This is a genomic window from Methylophilus sp. DMC18 (assembly GCF_056314005.1).
Genome location: NZ_JBQUZE010000001.1, coordinates 233,178 through 255,696, shown reverse-complemented (window position 1 = coordinate 255,696; position 22,519 = coordinate 233,178). Strand labels below are relative to the sequence as shown.

Sequence of the window (22,519 nt, the reverse complement as noted above, 5' to 3'; positions counted from 1 at the left end):
AGAAACCAACAAATTAAAGATAATTAGGGTCTGAGTAAAATGAAATCCATGATTTACAAGAAATACTTCATAAATCTAAACCCTTCGTAGCCGAGAAAATTAACGTTTTTCATATACCGGCTCCACACCCAACTTTTTAATTCTTTTCTTAAATGGCTTAAACGCGCCAGACTTGAGCGAAACAATAAACAAATGAATTGGAAATTCTTTGCTGACCAAGCGCTCGATGACTTTTTTCGAGGGGTCGGTAAGTGAAAAGGTGGGCATTTCAAAGGCGAGTAGATAGTCGCCCTTGGTGTTGTCGGCATCTAACACGCGCTTGAGTAAATAGACCCTTTTAATATCTTTAGCGTCACTGGCGATGACGGCCCTGATTTGTTGCACGGTGGCGTCGTCGAGGTCGTGTTTTGCCAGGGTGGCGGCTGGGGTTAAGGTGGAGAGCTCCTGGTGGATGGCTTGCAACTTGTTGGCGCGGGCTTGGTAGCGTTGCAGGTATTCATCGGCGCGTGGAGGGTTTTTGGCGGCGTAGTAATGGTAGGCTTGCTCGCAGGCGGCGAGGATGGCGGATTCGTCTTGCGCCATCACGTACTCTAAATCGTCAATGCCAGTTTCATCGTCGTCGAGGAGTTTGTACACCCCTACTCTATAGCGGCCTTGCAAATGCTCAGGGTATTGCTGCACAAAGGCTTCAATGGCGGCGCGTTGCGGCTCGTCTGGCGTCAGGTCTTCTTTAATGGCGATGACTTGCCATTGCTCGTCTGCAGTCAGCGTTTCTTTGGCGAGCAGCTCTTTCAAGGTAGCGGTTTGTGCCTGGATATCCTGATGGCGTGCGCTCCAGTTTTGCTCGATGCTGGACTGCCATTCTTGATCGAGCTTGTGGGTGAAGTGTGGCAGCTCGGCGCCTAGCCAAGCATCGGCGGCGGAGGTGCTGTTGTCTGCGCGTGGCAGGGTTTTCAGGGTCTCAAGCTCTACACCTATGGCTTTCAGGCGATCTTTGATGGCGGGATGCGTGTCGAGATGGTTGGTCTCGTAGGTGTAGGCGAGGTCTATGTAACGATGCAGGGTGTCTGGTTCTAGCGTTTGGTTGACGATAGATTGCCAAACGGCGCTTTTGTCTTGCATGGGCGTGGGCTCAGTAGCGACGCGTTGCTGGATTTGGGCATGCAGGCATTCTTTTTCGAGCTGGTAGAGCACGTGCACGCGCAACAAGGCGCTGGCGGTGTTTTCTACCCCGGCAATTTTGACCGAGACATGGTCGGCCTGATATTCGTTTTTGCGCGCCAATACAAAGCTGTAGGCGTTGAAATAAGGCGCGTACCAGCCAAACATTTTGGCTACATAGCGCGAGCCCCAGTCACGCCAGCCACTGGCCATGTCGTGCAGGCGCGCCCAGGTGGAGCGCAAGCGGTAAATAAAACCGGACCATCGGCTATGATCGCCAGAAAGGTGCCCATACTCATGCGCGATGACCGCCATTGCCTCGCCTTCGGTGAGGCCTTGCAACAGCGGCAGGCCCAGCATCAGGTAATTGGTTTCCCAGCCAAACAGGCCAAAGCGCGGATATTGAATAATCGCCGCATTGATATCGTGAGTGAGCAATACATGGCTGATTTTGGGGCCTGCGAGCGCGGTTTCGAGTGACTTGATTTTTTGCCACAGCGCAGGCGCTTGGGCGGGCGTGAGCTCGGTGCCCACTGGCTTATCAAAGCGGCTGAACAAGACTTTGAAGGAAGCTTTAAGCATCAAGAAGGCAGGCAAGATCATCAAAATCAGCAATTTGCCCAGCTTAAGCAAGATGAGTAGCACTGCACCACCAGCAACAAACGTCAGCGCGACCAAGCCGATGAGTAAGGCCAACGGGATCAAGGCCATCAAGATGGCAAATCCCAGAATCAAAAAGCCTAGCAGGCTCACGAGAATGACGCGGACAAAATAGGTACTGTAATTTTGCTCGGCCAGCCTTTCGGACCGCGTAATCAGGTTCTCTAAAGATGTTTCACGCATGCGCTACCTACCCCTTTACACCAAAGCCAAAACCAGTCCAGTCACGGTCGAATCAAGATGAGGAAATCGTTGCACGCCTAGGTTTGTTGTATGCGTTTAATCACGGTGGATCAAACATTCTGGCGCGCTATTTTTTTAATGATTGTAAATGATGAGCTATTTTTTAAAAGGATTTTTTAATGCACGCCACAACAGCATCAGCCTTGCACTCAGCAGATGGGTATCACGCTGCTGAGTGCAGCCTAACAATAGGCCGCTACACCATGATTAAGGCGACCGGGTAGCCGCCGAGCTGGCGATCTGCCGTCATTAACGTCACCCCTTCGACCTGCGTCTGCGCAAGCAACATGCGATCAAAAGGGTCTTTATGCACCTCTGGCAAGGTGGCGACGCTCATGGCATGGCTGCTATTGATCGCGATCTCCTCAAAACCGTTCTCCAGCAAGTTACGCCGCAATACGGCCAAGTCCACTTTAAAGTCCGCCCGGCCCAGGGTGTTTTTGATGGCGATTTCCCACAGACTGGCGCTGCTGAAGTAGAGTTGATTGCCTGTATCTTCAATGAGGGCTTTTGCTTTGCTTGGCAGCTGCTCTGCCCCCGCCGCTGCCCAAAGCAAAATATGGGTATCGAGTAACAGCTTCATCTTACTCGAGGCCAAACAGGGTTGAAATTTCGGCTTTGCCCATCTCGTCAAAATCGGCAGGCACCTGGATTTGACCTTGCATAAAGCCAATACGCTTGATTGCGGGCGGCTCAGTCGCCTCTAACCGGGTGACTTTTACCAGCGGCTTACCCGCTTTGGCAATAATGAAAGACTCCCCATTGACAGCCTGATCCACCAGTTTAGAGAGTTGTGTTTTTGCCTCGTGAATATTGATAATTTGCATGATGTCCAACTTAAACTAAGTTTAGTTAGTTTAGTTTAAACAGAAGGGAGATTGGAGTAAAGACTTTCGGACTCAAGCACAGCTTTTTATGAGCTGTTATGGGGCGTCATGTGGCTAAGCATACAATACGTGAACAGATACTCACTGAACTTCTCTATAACGATCAACTTGAGTTTGCACAAATAGTTGAGGCGATCTCAACGCACCTCTAACAGCACTTCTGGATGTTTATGCGCAATGCGCATCAAGGTTTGCGCCGCACCTGAAGGTTTAATCCGCCCCTGCTCCCAGGCTTGCAAAGTGCGCACGGATACCCCCAACAATTGAGCAAACTCGCTTTGCGACAACCCCACCTGGTTGCGTGCTGAAACCACAAAGGAAACATCTACCTGCGTGCTACGCGCGACCTTGCCAGCTTTAAGCTCTTTGACTGATGCCAGCAAGTCTGCCTTGAATTGCGCCATCTCTTGATCAACTTTAGTCATTGATGAACTCCTGTTTTAAAGCACTCAAGAAGTCACTGGGGAGATTGTCAAATTTGGCTTTTGCATACACGATCAGCAAGCCAATTGGCAAACTCAACGCGCCCTTCTTCCCTACATAACATTTCTGCATACTTGATAATGACACTGGTCTCAACAATAGCGAGCATCAACTATACCCTTAAATGGTATAAAAAGAAGCCGTCGAAAACAGGCGATACCAATTTGTTAGCCATTGTGAATATATAGCATTATCTATTGGGATAGGCGCGCAATCTTCGAGCGATAAAGTTCAACTTAGCCACTAAATTTTAGGTGTTTTATGCAAATAGCCCCTTAAAGTATTGAATTGAATCACTTATCTACCGCTTAGCGGTGTATACATCAGTAAAAAACTCTGATATGGTGTTTATAACTAAAAGAATTACGATGTTTTACAACGCATTGTTCCCGGGGTGGGTAAATTCGATTATGGCTAAAAGATCTGGAAAATATTTGTACTCCATACGTAGCGCCAATGGGGTGTTGGTAGAGAATCTGCAGGTGTACGGCAAATCCCGTGCCGAAGCGGATGAGAAAATTCGCCAGATGTATTGGCGCTGCGAGATTTTGAGTTGCAAGCTGGTCGCGGACCTAGATACACGTGCGCCCAACCTCAAAATGCAATGGGTGCGACCGGCACCGCGTGCCGCGGGCTAGTGCATGAGCTGATTTCCCATCAGAAGCTATTTCAGGCAAACCATAAAAAAGGCGCGATAAAGATTCGCGCCTTTTTTATTATTGATGCCATTTAAAACGGTAAGCCCTGAAACTTAAAACAAGGACAAGTTGCTGGCAGTAGAAACCGGCCTGGGGATGCGTCTTCTGGCCAGCTTTTTGACGCGGCTATCCAGCGTGGGCAAGTCATCATCAAACAGTGAGCCTTGGGCTGGGAACAGCTCTTCTTGTGCCTGGAACACTTGCAGCTCTGGCCGCAGCTCACAATCGAGGCGGATATCCGATTTGGGGACACAGCAACAGGGCAGGATTTCGTCACTGGCAATAAATGCGAGCGGCTGTTCCAGGTATTCGACCTCACCATCAAGCAGACGCACGCGGCAGGCACCACAATAGCCCCCGCGGCATTGGTACTCGACCTCGTGCCCGGTGCGCTCCAGGCCTTCCAGCAAGGTTTCATGCGGGATCAGGCTGAAGCGGGTATGCTGGCTGCGTATGCTGATCATTTTAAAAATGACTTGTTAAAATCAATAGCGAAACAATCAATTAATGAGCGCGCGTGATCAAAGTGCACGGCTTATGGAGCACAGAAACCGCAATGTACACGAGAGCACATGAGGGTTTCGCGCACCGCACAACGCCGTAATTTGCCCGCGCAGCCATTTAAATTACAACTCAAAGTCGTTGAGATCGTCAGCCGAGACTTCTGAATCAATCTGCCCGATCAAGTAAGAACTTAATTCTACCTCTTGAGGGGCCACTTGTACGGTGTCTGAAGACAGCCAGGTGTTGATCCATGGAATCGGGTTGTTTTTGGCATTGGGGAATGCCGGAGGCAAGCCGACTGAAGCCATGCGGGTATTGGTGATGTATTCCACGTACTGGCAAAGAATGTCTTTATTGAGGCCGATCATGGAGCCATCTTTAAACAGGTACTCGGCCCACAGCTTTTCCTGCTCGGCGGCGGATTTAAACATCTCGAAGCACTCGGTATGCAGTTCTGCGGCAATCTCGGCAAACTCGGCGTCATCCTGGCCAGAACGCATGATGTTGAGCATGTGCTGTGTGCCGGTGAGGTGCAAGGCCTCATCACGCGCAATCAGGCGGATGATCTTGGCGTTGCCTTCCATCACCTTGCGCTCGGCAAAGGCAAACGAGCAGGCAAAGCTGACGTAAAAGCGGATCGCTTCGAGAATATTCACGTTCATCAGGCAACGGTACAGCAGTTTTTTGAGCGCGCGCTTGTTGACCACTTTGGTCTCGCCATTGATGACATGATTACCCTCGCCCAGCTGCGAGTACAGCATGGTTTGCTGAATCAGCTCATCGTAATAATGCGCAATATCCGAAGCGCGTGCCGTGATGTTTTCATTGCGCACGATGTCATCAAACATCACCGACGGATCATTGACGATATTGCGGATGATGTGGGTGTAGGAACGCGAGTGTATGGTCTCGGAAAACGCCCAGGTTTCAATCCAGGTTTCCAGCTCAGGCAGAGACACCAGTGGCAGCAAAGCGACGTTGGGGCTACGGCCCTGAATCGAATCCAGCAAGGTCTGATACTTGAGGTTGCTGATAAAAATATGCTTTTCGTGCTCGGGCAGATTCTGGTAATCGGAACGGTCTTGCGACACGTCAACCTCTTCCGGGCGCCAGAAGAAGGAGAGTTGCTTCTCGATCAGCTTCTCGAATACCGGATATTTCTGCTGGTCGTAGCGCGCCACATTGACGGGCTGCCCAAAGAACATAGGTTCTTTGAGTTGATCGTTATCGGTTTTGGTGAAGATGCTGTAGGCCATCTGTGTTCCTAATGTTTAAGTTTAATGCTCAAACTGTTTTTAAATTGTACTTATTACCCCACTGCAATAAGCGTTGAATCAGTGAGCGAGCGGGATAAAGTGCAAGGCGTACGGAGCACAAAAACCGGAATGTACACGAGAGTACAAGAGGATTTCGCGCACCGCACAACGCAGCAATTTGCCCGCGCAGCCACTGAGTCAATGCTTATTTAAATTTTGCAGGCGCCGCTGGCACATCCATCATCCTCGGCTTCCGTACCGCCCTCGCTCGCACCATCGCGGGTGTTGTGGTAGTACAGCGTTTTAACGCCAAGTTTGTAAGCTTGCAGCAGATCTTTCAGCAGTTGCTTCATTGGCACACGGCCGCCTTCAAAACGGGTTGGGTCGTAGTTGGTGTTAGCTGAGATCGATTGATCGACAAACTTCTGCATCACGCCCACCAGCTTGAGGTAGCCGTCATTGCTGGGGATGCGCCACAATAACTGGTACTGGTTACGCAGGCGGTCAATCTCAGGCACCACTTGGCGCAAGATGCCGTCTTTGGATTGCTTGACCGAGACCAGGCCACGCGGTGGCTCAATGCCGTTGGTGGCATTGGCAATCTGGCTGGAAGTCTCGGAAGGCATCAGCGCCGTCAGCGTGGAATTGCGCAAGCCATCTTTCTGGATTTCCTTGCGCAGGCTTTCCCAATCCAGACGCAGCGGCTCGTTGCACACGGCATCCAGGTCTTTTTTGTAGGTATCAATCGGCAAAATGCCTTTGGCATAAGTGGTCTCATTAAACGCACCACACGCGCCAAACTCGCGAGACAGTTGCACCGAGGCTTTCAACAGATAGTACTGAATCGCCTCAAAGGTACGGTGGGTCAGGCCCAGTGCGGCGTCATCGGTATAGCTGGTGCCGTTTTTGGCCAAATAATAAGCGTAGTTGATCACGCCCACGCCCAATGAACGGCGCTTATTGGTGGCGTTGAGCGCGGCTTTGACTGGGTAATCCTGGTATTCGAGCAAGGCATCTAATGCACGAACCACGAGGTCGGCCAGGCCTTCGAGCTCGTCCAGGGATTCCAGCGCGCCCAGGTTAAATGCAGACAAGGTACACAGCGCAATTTCGCCTTCGGTGTCGTTGATGTCATTGAGTGGCTTGGTCGGCAGTGCGATTTCCATACACAGGTTGGACTGGCGCACCGGCGCAACGGCCGGATCAAACGGGCTATGTGTGTTGCAATGGTCCACGTTCTGGATGTAGATACGGCCGGTACCGGCGCGCTCTTGCATCATGAGCGAGAACAAGTCTACGGCAGGCAAGCTGCGCTTGCGGATGCTGTCATCGGCTTCGTATTGGGTGTACAGGCGCTCAAAGGTATCCTGGTCGGCAAAAAACGCGTCATACAGGCCGGGCACATCATGCGGCGAAAACAAGGTGATCTGTTCACCTTTGATCAGGCGCTGGTACATGAGGCGGTTGATCTGCACGCCGTAGTCGAGGTGGCGCACGCGGTTTTCTTCCACACCGCGGTTGTTTTTGAGTACCAGCAGGGATTCAACCTCAAGGTGCCATAACGGATAGAACAACGTCGCCGCCCCACCGCGTACCCCGCCCTGTGAGCAGGATTTGACCGCAGACTGGAACAGTTTATAGAACGGCAGGCAGCCGGTGTGCTGTGCTTCACCACCACGGATTTCACTGCCCAGCGCACGGATACGGCCCGCGTTGACGCCGATACCGGCGCGCTGCGACACATACTTCACAATCGCGCTGGAAGTCGCGTTGATGCTGTCCAGACTGTCGTCACACTCAATCAGCACGCAAGAGCTGAACTGGCGTGTCGGCGTCCGCACGCCAGACATAATCGGCGTTGGTAGCGAGATCTTGAAGGTAGACACCGCATCATAAAAACGCTTGATGTAATCGAGACGCGCCTGGCCCTTGTAGTTAGCAAATAAGCTCATCGCCACCAGAATGTAAAGGAACTGCGGGCTCTCGTAGATCTTTTTGGTGACGCGGTTTTGTACCAGGTATTTGCCCTCAAGCTGCTTCACGGCGGCATAAGAGAAATTCATGTCGCGCCAGTGGTCCAGATAGCCATTCAGCGTATCAAACTCTTCGCGGCTGTAATCCTTGAGCAGGTGCGGATCGTATTTGCCCAGCGCGGTCAGGTTGGTCACATGGTCAAACAAATGCGGTGGCTCAAACTGGCCATAAGCAATTTTGCGCAGGTGAAAAATATTCAGGCGCGCGGCCAGGTACTGATAATCCGGGGTTTCTTCCGAGATCAAGTCAGCGGCGGACTTGATGATGGTCTCATGGATATCATCCGTGCGGATGCCATCATAAAACTGGATATGTGAACGGAGCTCCACCTGAGACACAGACACATTGTTAAGCCCTTGTGCGGCCCAATCAATGACGCGATGAATCTTGTCGAGGTTAATCGGTTCCTTGCGGCCATCACGCTTCGTGGCTTGCATGGATTCGTATTGTGTCATGGTGGCTCCCAGTGCTGGCGGCGGAAGGGACACGGCACTGGCTGCGGGCGCATTTTTTCTGGCAAAAGCGTGCCCGTTGCCGAGCTATTCAAGAAAAAACCTGCACCCGTTCAAAGACCAGACATGCAATCAGTAAAGACTCATTGCATCTGCCGAGGACACCCCGCCTCAAACGTTAACAAGAAAAAATCACGGCAGGTCTCCTGGCTCTCAGGTCATGATTGTTTGCCTTGGCCTTCCCGAATCGCTTCAGTGGCGAGCAAAGCAGCAAACAACTCGCTGATTACAGTTGCGGGGGCAGCTCTGGCTTGATCATGGCAGACACCATCACGCACCAGATTCCCTTTTAAAGACAGGCACTGATCAGTGCCCGTATACCGTATGGACGAGACTATAAATCAATATATACGCATTTTCAACACACAAAAACACAATATATTGTTATCCATAACTAAGTGATTGTTTTACCAGAATATATTTTTTCAGACACCCGAACGGTGCCATTTTTTGCGTTGCAGTGTTTCTACCACCTTGCTCGATTGGCGCTTTCTACTCCAGATCAGCACGCCTGTGACGGTAATCATCACCAGCGAGAGCCCGGTCACACAGACAAATATACGGTAAGGCAAGCCGAACACTTGCGCCATGTGTAAGGCCCCTATCCAATTGCTGAAAGTATTGCCTGCCTGGTCCTGGGTGGGCAGCCAGTGGCCTTTGATTTCACCGGTATAGGCATCAATGGCAATGGCGGTATTGCCACGGTCTTGCCGTAAATCGGCCGAGCTATGCACAAAATACTGGTATACCCCGCGCTCGCGGTCCAGGCGCAAGCGGTCTTCGTAATCGACCTGGAGGTGATGGCTTTGCGCAAAGCCTTGCATGGCTTGCTGCGCCAACTGGTGAGCTTGCGGCCAGGACATGGGCAGGCTGGTCAACGGTTGTTGCAGTTTGGGGATGCTGCGCCAAGACAGATCAAATGGCATCAGCTTGGTCATGATCGGCAGATAAACTTGCTCGCGCAGATTGAACATGACGCTGGACCAGGCGAAGATCAGCAATACGCTGCACAGCCAGAGCCCGACCGCACGATGCAGGTCAAAGTTGATACGCGTGGTCGAAGCTTGCCATTTGACCAGCCAGGCCGGTTTCCAGCGTTGCCAGTAACTGCTTTTGGATTGTGGCTGCCGTCTGGGCAAGGTGAGAAAAAACGCCACAAAGGTATCCAGCGTCCACAGCACGGCGACAATGCCCATGATGAGGCGGCCGCTGACACCGGGCAAGGCCAGCGAATAATGCAGTTTGTACAAAAATGGCAACAGCGTCTCGCGCTGGAAAGGCCCAGCTGTCGATAAGCGTGACCCGAGCACCTGGCCGGATTGCGGGTCGATAAAGAGCTGATCGGCAGGGAGACTGGCTTGCGGCTCGACCGGCGTCAGGCGGAATTGGACCGCCTCGCCATGGTGGTCAGCCTGAGCGCTTTGCGGCAATTTGAATTGCAATTCATCGACACGGGTATTGGCCGGGGCCTGGTTCTGCGCCCGCGCTTGCAGCTGATACGGGTCCAGCATGGGCAGACCCGCTTGCCATGCAGGTTGAAACAGGTGCGGATTCAACCACTCATCCAGTTCATCCTGAAAAGTGATGATGGCGCCGGTGAAGCCGGCAATGACCAAAAAAGCGGCCATCGCCAGGCCTACCCAGCGATGCCAAACTACAAGTGCGTTTCTCGTTACCATTGGAAATTTAAATTGGCCATGACATTACGGCGGTAGCCCCATTTGCAACCGTCGCCACTGTATGCACAATTGGCCACATACTCCTTATCAAACAAATTACTGGCATTGAGTGCAAATTGCCAGCCTTTCCAGCCTGTGCCCAGCTGGGACAAATCATACCGGACCGCCAAGTCTACCAGGGTATAAGACGGCAGCTTGAAGGTGTTTGCATCGTTACCGAAACGGCTACCGGTGTAACGCACGCCGCCGCCGACCACCAGGCCTGGCAGCCATTGCCCAGGCAAGCGGTAATCGGTCCATAATGCGGCGGTATGGTGCGGCACATGGTTAGGATCTTTGCCCTGGAAGGCCACACCCTGCAAACTATTATTACTGCGCGTGATTTCAGGCAGCATATAAGTATAACTACCAATCAGCGACCAGGCGTCCCACTGGGTTTTGGCCTCAAGCTCCAGGCCGCGAGTACGCACTTCCCCATTCTGCAGATTAAACAAAGGATGCTGCAGGTCAGTCGTGGTCACGTTCTGACGGCGCAAATCAAAGATGGCAGCACTTAATAGCGTCTGACTGTCTTTCGGCTGGTAGCGGATGCCCAGTTCATATTGTTTGCCGGTTTCAGGGGCGAAGGCCTTGCCATCAAACATGGTGCCAATCACCGGTAAAAACGACTCCGTGTAACTGGCATAAGGCGCCAGGCCATTTTCCGCCAGGTAAACCAGGCCACCGCGCCAGGTTTCTGCCTGATCGCGTTGCGACGAGGAAGCTGCTGGGCTCAGCACATTATCTGTTTGCATCCGGGTGTGGTCCTGACGAACTCCCAGTGTTGCCACCCATTGGCGGTCAATTTTTACTTGGTCCTGCAAGTAAATCCCGGTTTGGCGTTGCTGTTGCTTCAAATTGGCTGACAGCACCAGGTTCACCGGTGTTACCCCATATACCGGCGTATACAGATCCAGCGGACTCGCCGTCCCTGATGTACGCAGCACATGGTTATCCAGGCGCTGGCTGTCTATCCCCGCCAGAACCGTATGCTCAAACATGCCGTGCGTCCAGTGCCCTTGCAGATGCGTATCCACCACCACATTGTCGACATTTTCATCGGTGCCCATCGCGGCCCGGTTGATGCTGCGCTGGTCTGCGCGCAAGCTCACCAAATAGGTTGAAATGGCATCGGTGCGCAGTTGCTGGTAGCGCAGGTTCTGACGCAGGGTCAAGTGCTCATTAAACGCATGTTCAAACTGGTAGCCCACCGAATATCGTTCCTGCACGTATTTATCCAGGCCTGGCTCACCCACATACCGGCTGGTGGAAATTTTGCCAAAGGGGCTACTCACCAGTGTGCCGACCCGCGGCAATGCCTGGTAGCCCTGGCCACGGTCATTTTTCTGGTAGTCGGTCAGCAAGGTCAGCTGGGTCGCGTCCGAAGGTCGCCAAGTCAATGAAGGCGCCAGATAGACGCGGTCGTCAGTGACACGGTCGATCTGCGTATCGCTTTTTTGCACCAAGCCCACCAGGCGGTAAGACCACACGCCCTCATCATCCAGCCATTGGCTGACATCGCCACGCACCTGTTGCCGGTCATACTGGCCCAAGGTCAACCCCAGCTCATGCAGTGGTTTATCCGTAGGCCGTTTGCTGACCAGGTTAACCAGCCCACCCGGCGCGCCCTGGCCATACACAATGGAGGAAGGGCCGCGCAATAAATCAATGCGCTCAAGGCCATAAGCCTCAACCACCGTACCGCCCTGGTTATTAAATGCGTAATTACGCAAACCATCGCGGAACTGGTCCCGGCCCAGGCTAAAGCCACGGATACCAATATTGTCGGCGCGCGGGTCTGGCCCGTTTGCTTCGGACTGCACACCCGCGGTATAGCGCAAGGCATCGCCTACCGATTGCACACCCTGCGCATTCATCTGGTCACGTGTCACAACAGAAAGCGATTGCGGCGTTTCGATCAAGGCAGTATCTGTTTTGGTCGCCGTCACGCTACGCTTGGCAACATAGCCTTTGACTGGCCCATTGGCGGGTTCTTGTACAGTTTGCCCAGACACGCTGACCTCTGGCAGGTCTTGTGGCTCACTATGTGTATGTGGCGCGGGAGCGGCTTTGGTCAGCGTATAGCCAGCGGCAGTAGTTTTTAACACCAGCCCGCTGCCTGCCAGCAGCTTTTCCAGCGCTTGCCGCACACTCAAGTCACCCTTGAGCGCAGGCGCCTGTTTGTGCTCGGTGAGTTCCGTTGAAAAAATAATGCTTTCCCCGGTCTGGTGGGCCAGGGCCTTCAACGCCTTGTCTAGCGGTTGTGCGGGCATATCAAGCTCGACGGCATGCACAGACAGGCTGGACAGCAAAGCGGCGAACAAGGCAGAGTTGCGAGTAAATGACATCTTCTTCCCATTGAATAAATAATGAATGACATGGGTATGTCGTGCCAGCCTTCGCCAATGTTGATGTCCTTTAGAAAATTTTTTACGGATGATTCTGACTCAGCGTGATCGAACCGGCGAATCCGGCTAAACCGCACCGATTAACGCTGCCGGATCACCACGCCAGCCTCTGCCTGTTTTTCCACACGCACGGGCAAAATCTCGGGCAACACGGCCAGCAAGGATGCGATGCCATTGATATCGTATTCGCCGGACAGGCGGTATTGCCCCACCCGGGCATCCGCGAGTGTGATCTGACCAGCGTGATAGCGCTGCAATTCGGCCACCACGTCACGCAGTGGCAGCCCATCAAAAATCAATCGCCCGTGCTGCCAGGCGGTAGCCGCCTCGGCACTGGTGCACCGGTTTTCAGAAATGGCTGCGCCGCGGGTGGTCACCGAGAGATTTTTAGTCAGCCGACGCTGTGCCTGCGCAGTGATCACGTCTACACTGCCCTCCACCACCGTGACCATGGCCCCCTCCGCGGTATTGCGGACGTTGAACACGGTACCAATATCGCGAATCTTCACCTGGTTGGCATCCACGGTAAATGGTTGCCAGGCGTGTTTCACCTTAAACAGTGCTTCGCCTTGTACCAGCGTTAATTGCCGCGAACGCAGATGTTGCTCGGCCACCAGAACGGTATTGGTATTGAGACTGACAGCAGAGCCATCCGGTAACTGGAAGTGGGCAGACTGACCAATTGCCGTTTGCAGGCGCTGGCTGGACAACACCGGGTCATAGCAGACCACGGCCGCCAACAGGCCGCAAGCGGTGGTTGCCAACGCCTGTTTTATTCGACGCCGTTGCCGGGTTTGCTGCATGGCTTCCTGCAGCAAGGCCTCCCTGGAGGGAAAGTGCGCGCGCAAGGCGTCAGCGTATGGCGCCAGCGGATCTTGATGGTCAGCAGGCTGGTTGGGCGCACTCAATGTGTGGTCAGATGCTTTCATAGCCCCGCCCACTGCCGCTGGATGCTGCCCATGGCCTTGTTAAAATGTTGCGTCACCATATTGCGTGAAATACCCAGCGCATCGGCAATCTCCTGCTGCGGCATGTCGTGCAGACGATGCAGCAAAAACACTTGCCGTTGCCGGGCTGGCAGCGCTTCTATGATGCGCTTCAAAGCCTCAAGACGTTGTACAAAATGCATGACGCGTTCGCCATCGATCTGGTGCGCGTGCTCTGCTGTCTGCTGCAAGTGATTGAGGTGGGATTGTTGCGTCTGATACTGCCGGTAGCGGTCAATCGCGCGGTGACGCGACAGCTTGCGCAAAAACGCCATCGGCGTTTGCACCGCCAGTTGCGGCGGCCGCTCCATGATCTCCAGGCAGACATCATGCACCACATCCCTGGCGAAATGCTGGTCTCCAAAACGGCGTCTGACATAGCTCACCAATTCGTCGTAGTGATAGACCAAGGCAACCACGAGTTTGGAATGTTCAGGATGAAGATGCACTGCGTGAAAGACAATCAATAAAAACCATATCTTAGCGGCAGGCAAGAAAAAATACAAATGAAAATCATTATCAATAAAAAATAATTGTTTACCGCCTCCTCGCGTGATAAAAAAGGGCCCTCTATGCGGGCCCTGTAAGTGAGTGTGTAAGTGATTTTAGTACGCTGGCTTAAAGTGCAGCCTGTGCACGCAACTGCTGGGCCGCCGACACCATATTGCGCAAGGCCGGGATCACTTCTGCCCATTGGCGGGTTTTCAAGCCACAATCCGGGTTCACCCACAAACGTTCGGCCGGGATGCGCGCCGCCGCTTTTTGCATCAAGGCGACCATACGGTCAGGTTCTGGAATATTCGGCGAGTGAATATCGTAAACACCGGGCCCAATTTCATTCGGGTAGTTAAAGTCATCAAACGCATCCAGCAGCTCCATGTCCGAGCGCGAGGTTTCTATGGTGATGACGTCGGCATCCATGTCGGCAATCTCGGCAATAATGTCATTGAATTCCGAGTAACACATATGGGTATGGATCTGCGTTTCATCGGCCACCCCATTCGCTGTGATACGGAACGACGCCACCGCCCATTGCAGATACTTTTTCCAGTCAGATTTGCGCAGGGGCAAGCCCTCACGCAAGGCCGCCTCGTCAATCTGGATGATGCGGATACCGGCTTTTTCCAGGTCCAGCACCTCCTGGCGTATGGCCAGCGCTAACTGGTAGCAAGACACTTCACGTGGCTGATCATCGCGCACAAACGACCAGTTCAACATGGTCACCGGGCCGGTCAGCATGCCTTTCATCGGCTTGCTGGTCAGTGATTGCGCGTATTCAATCCAGTCCACCGTCATCGCCCGAGGGCGGCTTATATCACCGAACAGGATAGGCGGCTTGACGCAACGGGAGCCGTAGGACTGCACCCAGCCAAACTGGCTGAAGGCATAGCCCTCCAGTTGCTCGCCAAAATACTCCACCATGTCGTTGCGCTCCGCCTCGCCATGCACCAGCACATCTAGCCCCAGCGCTTCCTGCTCACGCACACTACGCGCAATTTCGGCTTTCATCACGGCCTGATAACTCGCCTGATCCAACTCCCCGGCCTTGAACTGGCGACGCGCCTGACGGATTTCTGCCGTCTGCGGGAACGAACCGATGGTCGTGGTGGGGAATTTGGGCAGGTTGAACAAAGCGGCCTGTTTGGCAGCGCGCTGCGTATAAACGTTCTGGCGCTGCCCCAGTTGCGGCGTCAATGTTTGCAGCATGGCCTTCACGGCCGGATTGTGCACACGCTTGGATAGTCGACGCGCCTCAATCGCCACCTGATTGACGGCCAAAGCCACTTTCACCGCCTCACGGCCATGATTTAAGGCCGTGGCCAGCACCTGCAGCTCTTCTAGCTTTTGCTTGGCAAATGCCAGCCATGACTTGATTTCGCTATCCAGTTTAAGCTCGCTGTCGAGGTCCACCGGCACATGCAACAGCGAACAAGAAGGCGCCAGCCACAAACGGTCCCCCAGCCGCTCGGCAATCGGCGCCAGCCAGTCCAGTGTCGCATTCAAATCAGTTTTCCAGATATTGCGGCCATTGATCACGCCCAGCGACAGCACCTTGTGTGCAGGCAACATTGCCAGCAACGGCACAATTTCATGGCGGGCATTGATGGCGTCTATATGCAAACCGGCGACCGGCAGGTTGGCTGCCAGGTATTGGTTATCCGCCAGCGGGCCAAAATAGGTCGCTAGCAGCAGCTTGACGCGGCTACTCTTGAGTTGGTGATAGGCCAGGTTAAACGCATGCTGCCATTCCGGTGTCAGCTCGGTCACCAGCACAGGTTCGTCCACCTGCACCCACGCCACGCCCTGCTGCGCCAGCGTTTCCAGCAATTCGGCATACACATTGAGCAATTGCGGTAACAGCGCCAGCCGGTCTGAATCATCCTTGGCCTTGCCAATCGCCAGATAAGTCACCGGCCCAATGATCACCGGCTTGGCTTGCACGCCCAGTGCCCTGGCTTCGGCCAATTGCGCAAGCAGGCGCGACGCATCCAGCTTGAAATGGGTGTTGGCCGTAAACTCAGGCACGATATAGTGATAGTTGGTATCAAACCATTTGGTCATCTCGCCTGCCGCAACACCACCACAACATTGCGCATGCGCTTCCGCAGACTCAGCCGTGCGTCCACGCGCCACACGAAAATAGTTATCCAGTGGGTCTCCATGAAAATCCTGGACCCGCGCAGGCAAATTGCCGAGCGTAAAACTCATGTCCAGCACCTGGTCATAAAACGCAAAGTCGCCCACAGGTGCAAAATCCAGCACCGATTGCAATTGCCAGTGCTGTTGCCGCAGGTCTTTGCCTACCTGCTTGAGGGTGTCTAACGAAGACTGGCCTTTCCAGTAAGCCTCCAGCGCAAACTTGAGCTCACGCTGTGCGCCTATGCGTGGAAAACCGAGATTGTGGGTCGTGATCATGATGGGTTCCTTAACAAATCAGAACCGGCATTCTAGAAAGCACAACCCATGAAGTAAAATGGTATTATTTCAACCATCTATTAATTTAATTCATACATAGAGACATGATAGAACGTATCCATCTGGCGATTATCCGTGAGGTCGAGCAACAAGGCTCACTCACCGCCGCCGCTGAAAAACTGTTTCTCACGCAGTCGGCGCTCAGTCATTCGATTAAAAAGCTCGAACAGCAACTGGGGACGGATATCTGGCTACGCGAAGGCCGCAGCCTGCGCCTGACCCAGGCCGGGCAATACCTGCTCGCCGTCGCTAACCGCCTGCTGCCGCAGTTATCACTGGCTGAAGAGCGGCTGCGCCAATTTGCGCAAGGCGAACGCGGCACCCTGCGCATCGGCATGGAATGCCACCCGTGTTACCAATGGCTACTCAAAGTGGTCTCGCCCTACCTGGCCGACTGGCCGGATGTGGATGTGGACGTCAAACAGAAGTTCCAGTTTGGCGGCATAGGCGCGCTGTTTGGCTACGAGATCGACATGCTGGTCACGCCAGACCCCTTGTATAAACCCGGCCTGCTGTTTCAGCCGGTGTTTGATTACGAACAAGTGCTCGTCGTGCATCGTCAACATGCACTCGCGCAAGCAGACTACGTGCGACCCGAGCAACTCAGCAGCGAAACGCTGATCACCTACCCGGTAGACATAGACCGTCTCGATATTTACAACCAGTTTCTACAACCCGCTGGCATCCGTCCGCACCTGCATAAGCCGATAGAAACCACAGATATCATGCTGCAAATGGTCGCCAGTGGCCGCGGTGTCGCCGCCCTGCCACGCTGGTTGGTCGAAGAATATCAAACCCGGTTTGATGTGGTGCCGGTTAAGCTTGGTAAGCAAGGGGTTGCCAAGCAGATTTACTTAGGGATTCGAGAAGCAGATATACAGATTGATTATGTACAGGCGTTTATTGGCTTGGCACAGACTTAATACACCCGTGCGGTTAGCCTTTTTGATTGGTGGCTAACCCACACGAATCAGATGGCTCGCCCAAGGTGGTACGGTGGTGTACAAAGCATGGAAGCCGCTATTAAAGCTTCCAAAGTTAAATTGCTTGCTCTGGGCTAGCAGAGTGAGCGCGTTTCTCGAAAACAGGCTGATATGGCCATTACGCGGGGATGCATACCACCAGCTCAGCCGCTGGTTTGGATGGATATTACCGTCAGAGAGCAAGGTAGAAAACAACACCAATCCGTCTTTAGCCAACAACGATGACAAGTCTGACATCAGCGCCCATATATCAGGCACATGCTCGAACACCTCAAAGGCGGTGATGAGCTCAAATTGTCCGAGCGATGCAATGTCTGTGTGCTTGTCTACAAAGGGATCATACGACCTAGAAAGCCAACCTGCCGCTGACAATTGCCGTGAGAGCAACCCGTTGCCGCCGCCATAATCCAGATGCCGTAACGTAGGCGGAAAAACAGGGAAGATCGAACGCAAAACCTCTGCATTTGAGGTTGGCCTGATCTGAAGATAGTCAGGATCGACCACCCCATAGTCCGCGTTGTAGATATCTTCCTCAAACTTGCTTAAAGGCCATTGGTGCAGCTCAGGCGCCCAGCAAAAACCGCAGTGATTGCACAGGCTGTAATAGACAGCAACGCCTGCGAGAGGCAGATACTTTCCACGCTGTTCCTCGCAAGATTTGTTTAAATCCACCACATCCAGCAGTGATCCGGCAGTTTTGCAAACGGGGCAGACCAGGCGTTCATTCATGATAGTCAAAGCGCTAACAAGGCTCTTTAAAAGAATGATTCCTGCATGTTGCCAGTGCCGTGTATGGAGGTCAACAGGAGGGCATTCGAGGGTGGCGATTTATTCTAGCTGCAAAACTTGCTCGCGCAATTGCGCGAAGGTATTGGGCTCACCGCGCAAGGTGAAGAAGGTGCCCTCTTCCTCGGAGCGCTCGCTCAACACCTGGCAACTGCTATAAATTTTGCCGCGCACTTGTTGTGCCGACCATGGCAGGAAAAGCTCGGTTTCCTCCAGGTCTTGCTGAAAAAAGTCCACGATCTTCTGCCGCAGACTAGCCACTTCTTCCGGGCGGCGTGCACTCATCACGATGCAGTCCGGATATTTCAGGCGCAGTGCAGCTTCACACTCGGTTTGCGCGGCGGCATCCCCCACATAATCTATCTTGTTAAACACGCGAATCCGCGGCACGGTGTCAGCTTCAATTTCCTCCAGCACGGTGTCCGTGACTTCCAACTGACGCTCAAACCCGGGGTCACTGGCATCAATCACATGCAGCAACAACGCCGCATCCAGTGCCTCATCCAGCGTGGATTTAAAAGACGCCACCAGGCCATGCGGCAGGTTTTTGATAAAGCCGACGGTATCACTGACCAGCACGCGCGGCACGCTCTCGGGGTACAAGGCGCGCACCGTGGTATCCAGCGTGGCAAACAGCTTGTTCGCCACCAGCACTTCGCTGCCAGTCAGTGCACGCATCAGGGTAGACTTCCCGGCATTGGTATAGCCTACCAGCGCCACACTCGCCATCGTCTGCCGCTCCTGTCGCCGCGCACGCTGCGTGCGGCGCTCGCCATCCATGATCACAATCTCTTGTTGCAGCTCAGCGATGCGGTCACGTATCTTGCGTCTATCCAGCTCGGTGTGCGATTCTCCGGCACCGCGCCCACCTGCCCCGCTACGCTGACGCCCCTGCGGGCCCGCCAGCTTGGCCGCCTCGCGCAAACGCGGCGCCATATAACCCAGCCGCGCAATCTCCACCTGTGCACGTGCCGCACGTGAACGTGCATTGCGGTGAAAAATCTCCAGGATGACCATGGTACGGTCCATCACCTCGCAGCCCACTTCAATTTCAAGGTTACGCGCCTGCGACGGCGAGATTTCATGGTCAACCAGCACCGCCTCAATATTTAACGCCTCTGGATTAAATTCCAGCGCGTCAGGGTCTCCAGCCATACTGCGCACATAATCACGAATCTCTTCGCGCTTGCCCACGCCCAGATAGCCCGTGATATCAAAGCCTGCGCGCTTCTGCACAAAGGTGTGGACGATCTTGTAGCCCAGCGTTTTTGCCAGTTCACGCAGCTCATTCAGCGAAGCCTCAAACTCCATATCACTGACATTGGGCAGTTGCACGGCCGCCACAACGGCATGGCTGACGGGCTCTTTGACTTCACTTTGCATGAGGAAACGACGCTTCTTGAATGGTAGAGGGCAGATAGTACCTGCAAATGCGGGAATCACCACTATGGGTGGCGAGATAAAGTGTTAATGGGGATTGTTTTGGGTATGTCCTGGGACTAAATGGATATAGTCGCGATTAATGAGTTGGCATCACTGCACACATTTAAATGAATCGTGGGCAATTAATTGCCCACCCTACTCGGCTGGTCGTAACCAAGTGCGCGCGAGTGCCCCACCATTTCGAAAGTACCAGACCGCGAACTTTGGTGCACGACCTTGTTCGTCGCGCACTTGCGTTTGCGTCGTTGATACGTATTGGCGGAATCCATTTCAGTTGTCGAACCTTATTGGCGGTTTCTCTGTTGGTGACGATGCCGCAAGAGCAATCCGCAACTTCCAATCGCCATGAGTAACATCGATCCCGGTTCAGGAACTGCCGTGATAAATGTGGATACACCGGAGGACGTTGCAATGGTTGGAGAGAAATCAAAGTCACCCGATGTTGTGAGCGAGTAAACACCACCCATCGCAGAAGCGGGTATAGCCGCGTCGTACTGGCCCGCAAGCAGACGGTTCCAGATTATGTCAAATGTGCCCACAACTCCACCTGTCGCATCAATCGTACTAAACTTACCCGGTTCTGAATTGAATGCATCGAAACCTACTCTGCTATTAGAAGCAGCTATAATGGCACCACGTGTGCCGAAATTTGGATTCGCCCAGGGGCCGGTAAGTGCGATGGTTGGATTAAAGACCGAGGCTATATTGCCTGCGGTGGGCAGACTCATAGGCGCGATTCGGAAGATAAATTCACCTACATTCTGCCCTCCAGGACTGCTAGCCCTACCGGTCAACGTATAGGTGATCTTTACTTGCGTCTCAAAGTCGATCCTGGCGGTAGGTGTGAGCGCCAGGATCACATCGGCTGAAGAAGGCGCCGCTAGCGATAACAGTCCTACGGCGAATAAAAATCTAATCGGCCACATCAAGTTCTCCCATTAGTATCAGAGCAGCGGGCGCTCAAGCAACCAGAACCTCTACAAGCCCGTCAAAAGCAAAAAATGAAATGCTATTTCTACAGGATTATAGCAAAGTTACTGCAAAGTGTATTTCAAGTATCTTTTTCACCGTAGCCAAATGGCAAAATACGCGGCCAGGTCTTGAGACCTGACCTCGTATTTCATGCTCGCTATGTTGAAGAAATCGCGTTGCGGTGTCGCTCAGTCTGTAGGGTGGGCAACTCGTTGCCCACGCGTAAGTTCGTTACCCGTCACCAAACGCTCCTTCCACAAAATCTAGCCCCACACCCCAATCCTCATCATAAACGCCCGCTTTAACATATCGGTGAAATGTTGAATAAGGCCAATCTTTCACGTTGCTCACTAAGCCATGCTTATGTGGGTTGAAATGCAAATAATCCATATTGGATGGTAGCGTCCATATGGAAAGAATATGGTCAGGCAACAAAACCCATGCGTCTATAACGTGACATGGTGGAATTGTGCGTGAGTTTTACCGAGTGGGCAACGAGTTGCCCACCCTACCTGGCTGAACGTAATCTACATTGAGTGGGGTATCAAATTGTGCGCAACGTGTTGCACACCCTTGGCTGTCCAGCGACCAACGGGAGCGACCTTGAGCGATTTTGTTAGCCGCTATTTCCACGTTTTTCTACTCAGCACTGTGCTGCGATCCAGGCCCAAGAATGGGAAAAACTCATAGAGATACGGGACTTCCGGGTGGTTACGACCAATTGAAACCTCGTACTGGTGAGCGATATCCGTAATGCGCCATGAGAGAGAGTAAATTGGCGCAGCAATGCGAATAACGCGCCAAACAGAGTATGGGGCAGCGGCGGCGGCAAAGCGGGGGTAGGCCACAGCCTCCAACGTTGTCATCAACTGTCCATCCATCCCTCGCATGTAGGTGAACCCTGCCGCCCCAATGCTGTCGCAATATTGGATGCTTTCACTCTCAATCTTCTGCCGTTTCTTCGCAGAGACAGACTCCATAATTTCTCTGCCAAGAATCTTCCACCACTTAGCAAGCGGGTCTGGCTCGTCCGACTTCGCGCTTATGGTGTCGAGGTTGTAGTAACGCGAGTATTTTGCAAACTCAGATAAGAACTTAAGAACTTCAAACTCCAATTCGCCTTCGCTCACAAACGCTGGTGGCCGTGGCATTTCCAAGATGGCAACATTCCTGCAGGTCTCATAAAGACCGAGCAAGTTATGGCCAGCGGCCTTTAAGACGCCATTGGAAGGTGGATTCAGTTGGTTTTTTGCCATGTGGTGGCAAACAACCATTAGTTTCATTAGCCGCTCAAGACCAATTGATAAAAGAAAGAACGCCTCGTAGAACTTTCCCTTATCTGAATCGCTGACATTCGCGTTTCTGAGCGCATCTAGGCCAGACAGGAGAGACGACCTGGCCAGAAATGCTTCCTGCTGTATCAAAAGAAACTTTTCGCCAAGCATTACGACCCTCTTGCCAATAGCGGCTAACGTGGAGGTCACTGGCGCTGCGCGGCTCTATCGCGCAGCGTCCGGTGGAGCGCAGGGTTATGCCTCTTCAACACCCACATGCACCCAGTCCTTTTACAGTGGTCGTACCGCTGGGAGATGTAGCTACGGCGCTCGCCTTAACGCCGACTGACTCGCATTCAACGTTCTCTGGAGAGCACGCTTGAACAACCGTGGTTGATACCTTTACCTGGAGGGACTTGTTGCGCAATACGTAGGAGGTTGCGTCTCCGACAGAAATCACACCGCGCTTCTTGCTTCTACCCCCGGTTTGCTCAACGGAGAGTTTTTCAAGCCTTCCATCGACGCGCATGAATGC

Annotated in this window: 18 protein-coding genes and 1 riboswitch; of the genes, 2 read left to right on the top strand and 16 right to left on the bottom strand. The window is 53.2% G+C overall.

What is annotated here, in order from left to right; translation table 11 throughout:
- Nucleotides 1–99 precede the first annotated feature (99 nt).
- The 4 genes from ACT53G_RS01205 to ACT53G_RS01190 form a co-directional block, all read right to left on the bottom strand.
- Complete coding sequence (locus ACT53G_RS01205; RefSeq protein ID WP_476168471.1) at nucleotides 100–2,004, bottom strand: M48 family metallopeptidase; 1,905 nt, start codon at nucleotides 2,002–2,004, stop codon at nucleotides 100–102.
- Between the two features lie 256 nt (nucleotides 2,005–2,260).
- The gene (locus ACT53G_RS01200) at nucleotides 2,261–2,647 is read right to left on the bottom strand and encodes a type II toxin-antitoxin system VapC family toxin (protein WP_476168470.1); all 387 of its coding nucleotides are present in this window, start codon (nucleotides 2,645–2,647) and stop codon (nucleotides 2,261–2,263) included.
- A gap of 1 nt (nucleotide 2,648) precedes the next feature.
- Nucleotides 2,649–2,891, bottom strand: a complete 243-nt coding sequence (locus ACT53G_RS01195) for a type II toxin-antitoxin system Phd/YefM family antitoxin (protein WP_194747195.1) — start codon at nucleotides 2,889–2,891, stop codon at nucleotides 2,649–2,651.
- Between the two features lie 197 nt (nucleotides 2,892–3,088).
- Entirely contained in the window at nucleotides 3,089–3,376 is a 288-nt protein-coding gene (locus ACT53G_RS01190; protein ID WP_275356985.1) for a helix-turn-helix domain-containing protein, read from the bottom strand.
- A 468-nt stretch (nucleotides 3,377–3,844) separates the two neighbouring features.
- Here ACT53G_RS01190 and ACT53G_RS01185 point away from each other — a divergent pair, with 468 nt between their 5' ends.
- Entirely contained in the window at nucleotides 3,845–4,072 is a 228-nt protein-coding gene (locus tag ACT53G_RS01185; protein ID WP_228518658.1) for a hypothetical protein, read from the top strand.
- 113 nt (nucleotides 4,073–4,185) lie between these two features.
- Here the strand turns inward: ACT53G_RS01185 and yfaE are convergent, their stop codons facing one another.
- From yfaE to metE, 8 genes are all read right to left on the bottom strand, one after another.
- The gene (yfaE, locus tag ACT53G_RS01180) at nucleotides 4,186–4,596 is read right to left on the bottom strand and encodes a class I ribonucleotide reductase maintenance protein YfaE (protein WP_194747197.1); all 411 of its coding nucleotides are present in this window, start codon (nucleotides 4,594–4,596) and stop codon (nucleotides 4,186–4,188) included.
- Nucleotides 4,597–4,758: 162 nt separating this feature from the next.
- Nucleotides 4,759–5,892 (bottom strand): class Ia ribonucleoside-diphosphate reductase subunit beta, encoded by a 1,134-nt coding sequence (gene nrdB / locus ACT53G_RS01175; RefSeq protein WP_275356988.1) that lies wholly within the window; start codon nucleotides 5,890–5,892, stop codon nucleotides 4,759–4,761.
- Nucleotides 5,893–6,101: 209 nt separating this feature from the next.
- Nucleotides 6,102–8,381, bottom strand: a complete 2,280-nt coding sequence (gene nrdA / locus ACT53G_RS01170; RefSeq protein WP_275356989.1) for a class 1a ribonucleoside-diphosphate reductase subunit alpha — start codon at nucleotides 8,379–8,381, stop codon at nucleotides 6,102–6,104.
- Between the two features lie 176 nt (nucleotides 8,382–8,557).
- Nucleotides 8,558–8,778: riboswitch (cobalamin riboswitch) on the bottom strand.
- An 85-nt stretch (nucleotides 8,779–8,863) separates the two neighbouring features.
- Nucleotides 8,864–10,117, bottom strand: coding sequence for a PepSY-associated TM helix domain-containing protein (locus ACT53G_RS01165; RefSeq protein ID WP_476168469.1), 1,254 nt, complete (start codon nucleotides 10,115–10,117; stop codon nucleotides 8,864–8,866).
- Nucleotides 10,111–12,504: a TonB-dependent siderophore receptor gene (locus tag ACT53G_RS01160; RefSeq protein WP_476168468.1), complete on the bottom strand. Its 2,394-nt coding sequence runs from the start codon at nucleotides 12,502–12,504 to the stop codon at nucleotides 10,111–10,113. The genes ACT53G_RS01165 and ACT53G_RS01160 overlap by 7 nt, the downstream gene beginning before the upstream one ends.
- Before the next feature lie 140 nt (nucleotides 12,505–12,644).
- A complete protein-coding gene (locus ACT53G_RS01155) occupies nucleotides 12,645–13,493 on the bottom strand; it encodes a FecR family protein (protein ID WP_476168467.1) in 849 nt (282 codons plus the stop codon).
- The gene (locus ACT53G_RS01150; RefSeq protein WP_338656985.1) at nucleotides 13,490–14,017 is read right to left on the bottom strand and encodes an RNA polymerase sigma factor; all 528 of its coding nucleotides are present in this window, start codon (nucleotides 14,015–14,017) and stop codon (nucleotides 13,490–13,492) included. Before ACT53G_RS01150 ends, ACT53G_RS01155 begins: the two co-directional genes overlap by 4 nt.
- Nucleotides 14,018–14,168: 151 nt before the next feature.
- A complete protein-coding gene (metE, locus tag ACT53G_RS01145; protein ID WP_476168466.1) occupies nucleotides 14,169–16,466 on the bottom strand; it encodes a 5-methyltetrahydropteroyltriglutamate--homocysteine S-methyltransferase in 2,298 nt (765 codons plus the stop codon).
- Between the two features lie 104 nt (nucleotides 16,467–16,570).
- Between metE and ACT53G_RS01140 the strand changes: the two genes are divergently transcribed.
- Entirely contained in the window at nucleotides 16,571–17,449 is an 879-nt protein-coding gene (locus tag ACT53G_RS01140) for a LysR substrate-binding domain-containing protein (protein WP_476168465.1), read from the top strand.
- 33 nt (nucleotides 17,450–17,482) lie between these two features.
- Here ACT53G_RS01140 and ACT53G_RS01135 read toward each other — a convergent pair whose 3' ends face one another.
- The 4 genes from ACT53G_RS01135 to ACT53G_RS01120 form a co-directional block, all read right to left on the bottom strand.
- Nucleotides 17,483–18,238 (bottom strand): class I SAM-dependent methyltransferase, encoded by a 756-nt coding sequence (locus ACT53G_RS01135; protein ID WP_476168464.1) that lies wholly within the window; start codon nucleotides 18,236–18,238, stop codon nucleotides 17,483–17,485.
- Nucleotides 18,239–18,337: 99 nt separating this feature from the next.
- A complete protein-coding gene (gene hflX, locus ACT53G_RS01130) occupies nucleotides 18,338–19,678 on the bottom strand; it encodes a GTPase HflX (protein ID WP_476168463.1) in 1,341 nt (446 codons plus the stop codon).
- 344 nt (nucleotides 19,679–20,022) lie between these two features.
- Nucleotides 20,023–20,664, bottom strand: coding sequence for a PEP-CTERM sorting domain-containing protein (locus ACT53G_RS01125; protein ID WP_476155290.1), 642 nt, complete (start codon nucleotides 20,662–20,664; stop codon nucleotides 20,023–20,025).
- Between the two features lie 669 nt (nucleotides 20,665–21,333).
- A complete protein-coding gene (locus tag ACT53G_RS01120; protein WP_194747212.1) occupies nucleotides 21,334–22,155 on the bottom strand; it encodes a hypothetical protein in 822 nt (273 codons plus the stop codon).
- Between the last annotated feature and the right edge of the window lie 364 nt (nucleotides 22,156–22,519).

What these genes read in the sequence shown, in the direction of transcription:
- ACT53G_RS01205 (WP_476168471.1), bottom strand. Translation starts at nt 2,004, where the DNA reads ATGCGTGAAACATCTTTAGAGAACCTGATTACGCGGTCCGAAAGGCTG.
- ACT53G_RS01200 (WP_476168470.1), bottom strand. Translation starts at nt 2,647, where the DNA reads ATGAAGCTGTTACTCGATACCCATATTTTGCTTTGGGCAGCGGCGGGG.
- ACT53G_RS01195 (WP_194747195.1), bottom strand. Translation starts at nt 2,891, where the DNA reads ATGCAAATTATCAATATTCACGAGGCAAAAACACAACTCTCTAAACTG.
- ACT53G_RS01190 (WP_275356985.1), bottom strand. Translation starts at nt 3,376, where the DNA reads ATGACTAAAGTTGATCAAGAGATGGCGCAATTCAAGGCAGACTTGCTG.
- ACT53G_RS01185 (WP_228518658.1), top strand. Translation starts at nt 3,845, where the DNA reads ATGGCTAAAAGATCTGGAAAATATTTGTACTCCATACGTAGCGCCAAT.
- yfaE (WP_194747197.1), bottom strand. Translation starts at nt 4,596, where the DNA reads ATGATCAGCATACGCAGCCAGCATACCCGCTTCAGCCTGATCCCGCAT.
- nrdB (WP_275356988.1), bottom strand. Translation starts at nt 5,892, where the DNA reads ATGGCCTACAGCATCTTCACCAAAACCGATAACGATCAACTCAAAGAA.
- nrdA (WP_275356989.1), bottom strand. Translation starts at nt 8,381, where the DNA reads ATGACACAATACGAATCCATGCAAGCCACGAAGCGTGATGGCCGCAAG.
- ACT53G_RS01165 (WP_476168469.1), bottom strand. Translation starts at nt 10,117, where the DNA reads ATGGTAACGAGAAACGCACTTGTAGTTTGGCATCGCTGGGTAGGCCTG.
- ACT53G_RS01160 (WP_476168468.1), bottom strand. Translation starts at nt 12,504, where the DNA reads ATGTCATTTACTCGCAACTCTGCCTTGTTCGCCGCTTTGCTGTCCAGC.
- ACT53G_RS01155 (WP_476168467.1), bottom strand. Translation starts at nt 13,493, where the DNA reads ATGAAAGCATCTGACCACACATTGAGTGCGCCCAACCAGCCTGCTGAC.
- metE (WP_476168466.1), bottom strand. Translation starts at nt 16,466, where the DNA reads ATGATCACGACCCACAATCTCGGTTTTCCACGCATAGGCGCACAGCGT.
- ACT53G_RS01140 (WP_476168465.1), top strand. Translation starts at nt 16,571, where the DNA reads ATGATAGAACGTATCCATCTGGCGATTATCCGTGAGGTCGAGCAACAA.
- ACT53G_RS01135 (WP_476168464.1), bottom strand. Translation starts at nt 18,238, where the DNA reads ATGAATGAACGCCTGGTCTGCCCCGTTTGCAAAACTGCCGGATCACTG.
- hflX (WP_476168463.1), bottom strand. Translation starts at nt 19,678, where the DNA reads ATGCAAAGTGAAGTCAAAGAGCCCGTCAGCCATGCCGTTGTGGCGGCC.
- ACT53G_RS01125 (WP_476155290.1), bottom strand. Translation starts at nt 20,664, where the DNA reads ATGTGGCCGATTAGATTTTTATTCGCCGTAGGACTGTTATCGCTAGCG.
- ACT53G_RS01120 (WP_194747212.1), bottom strand. Translation starts at nt 22,155, where the DNA reads ATGCTTGGCGAAAAGTTTCTTTTGATACAGCAGGAAGCATTTCTGGCC.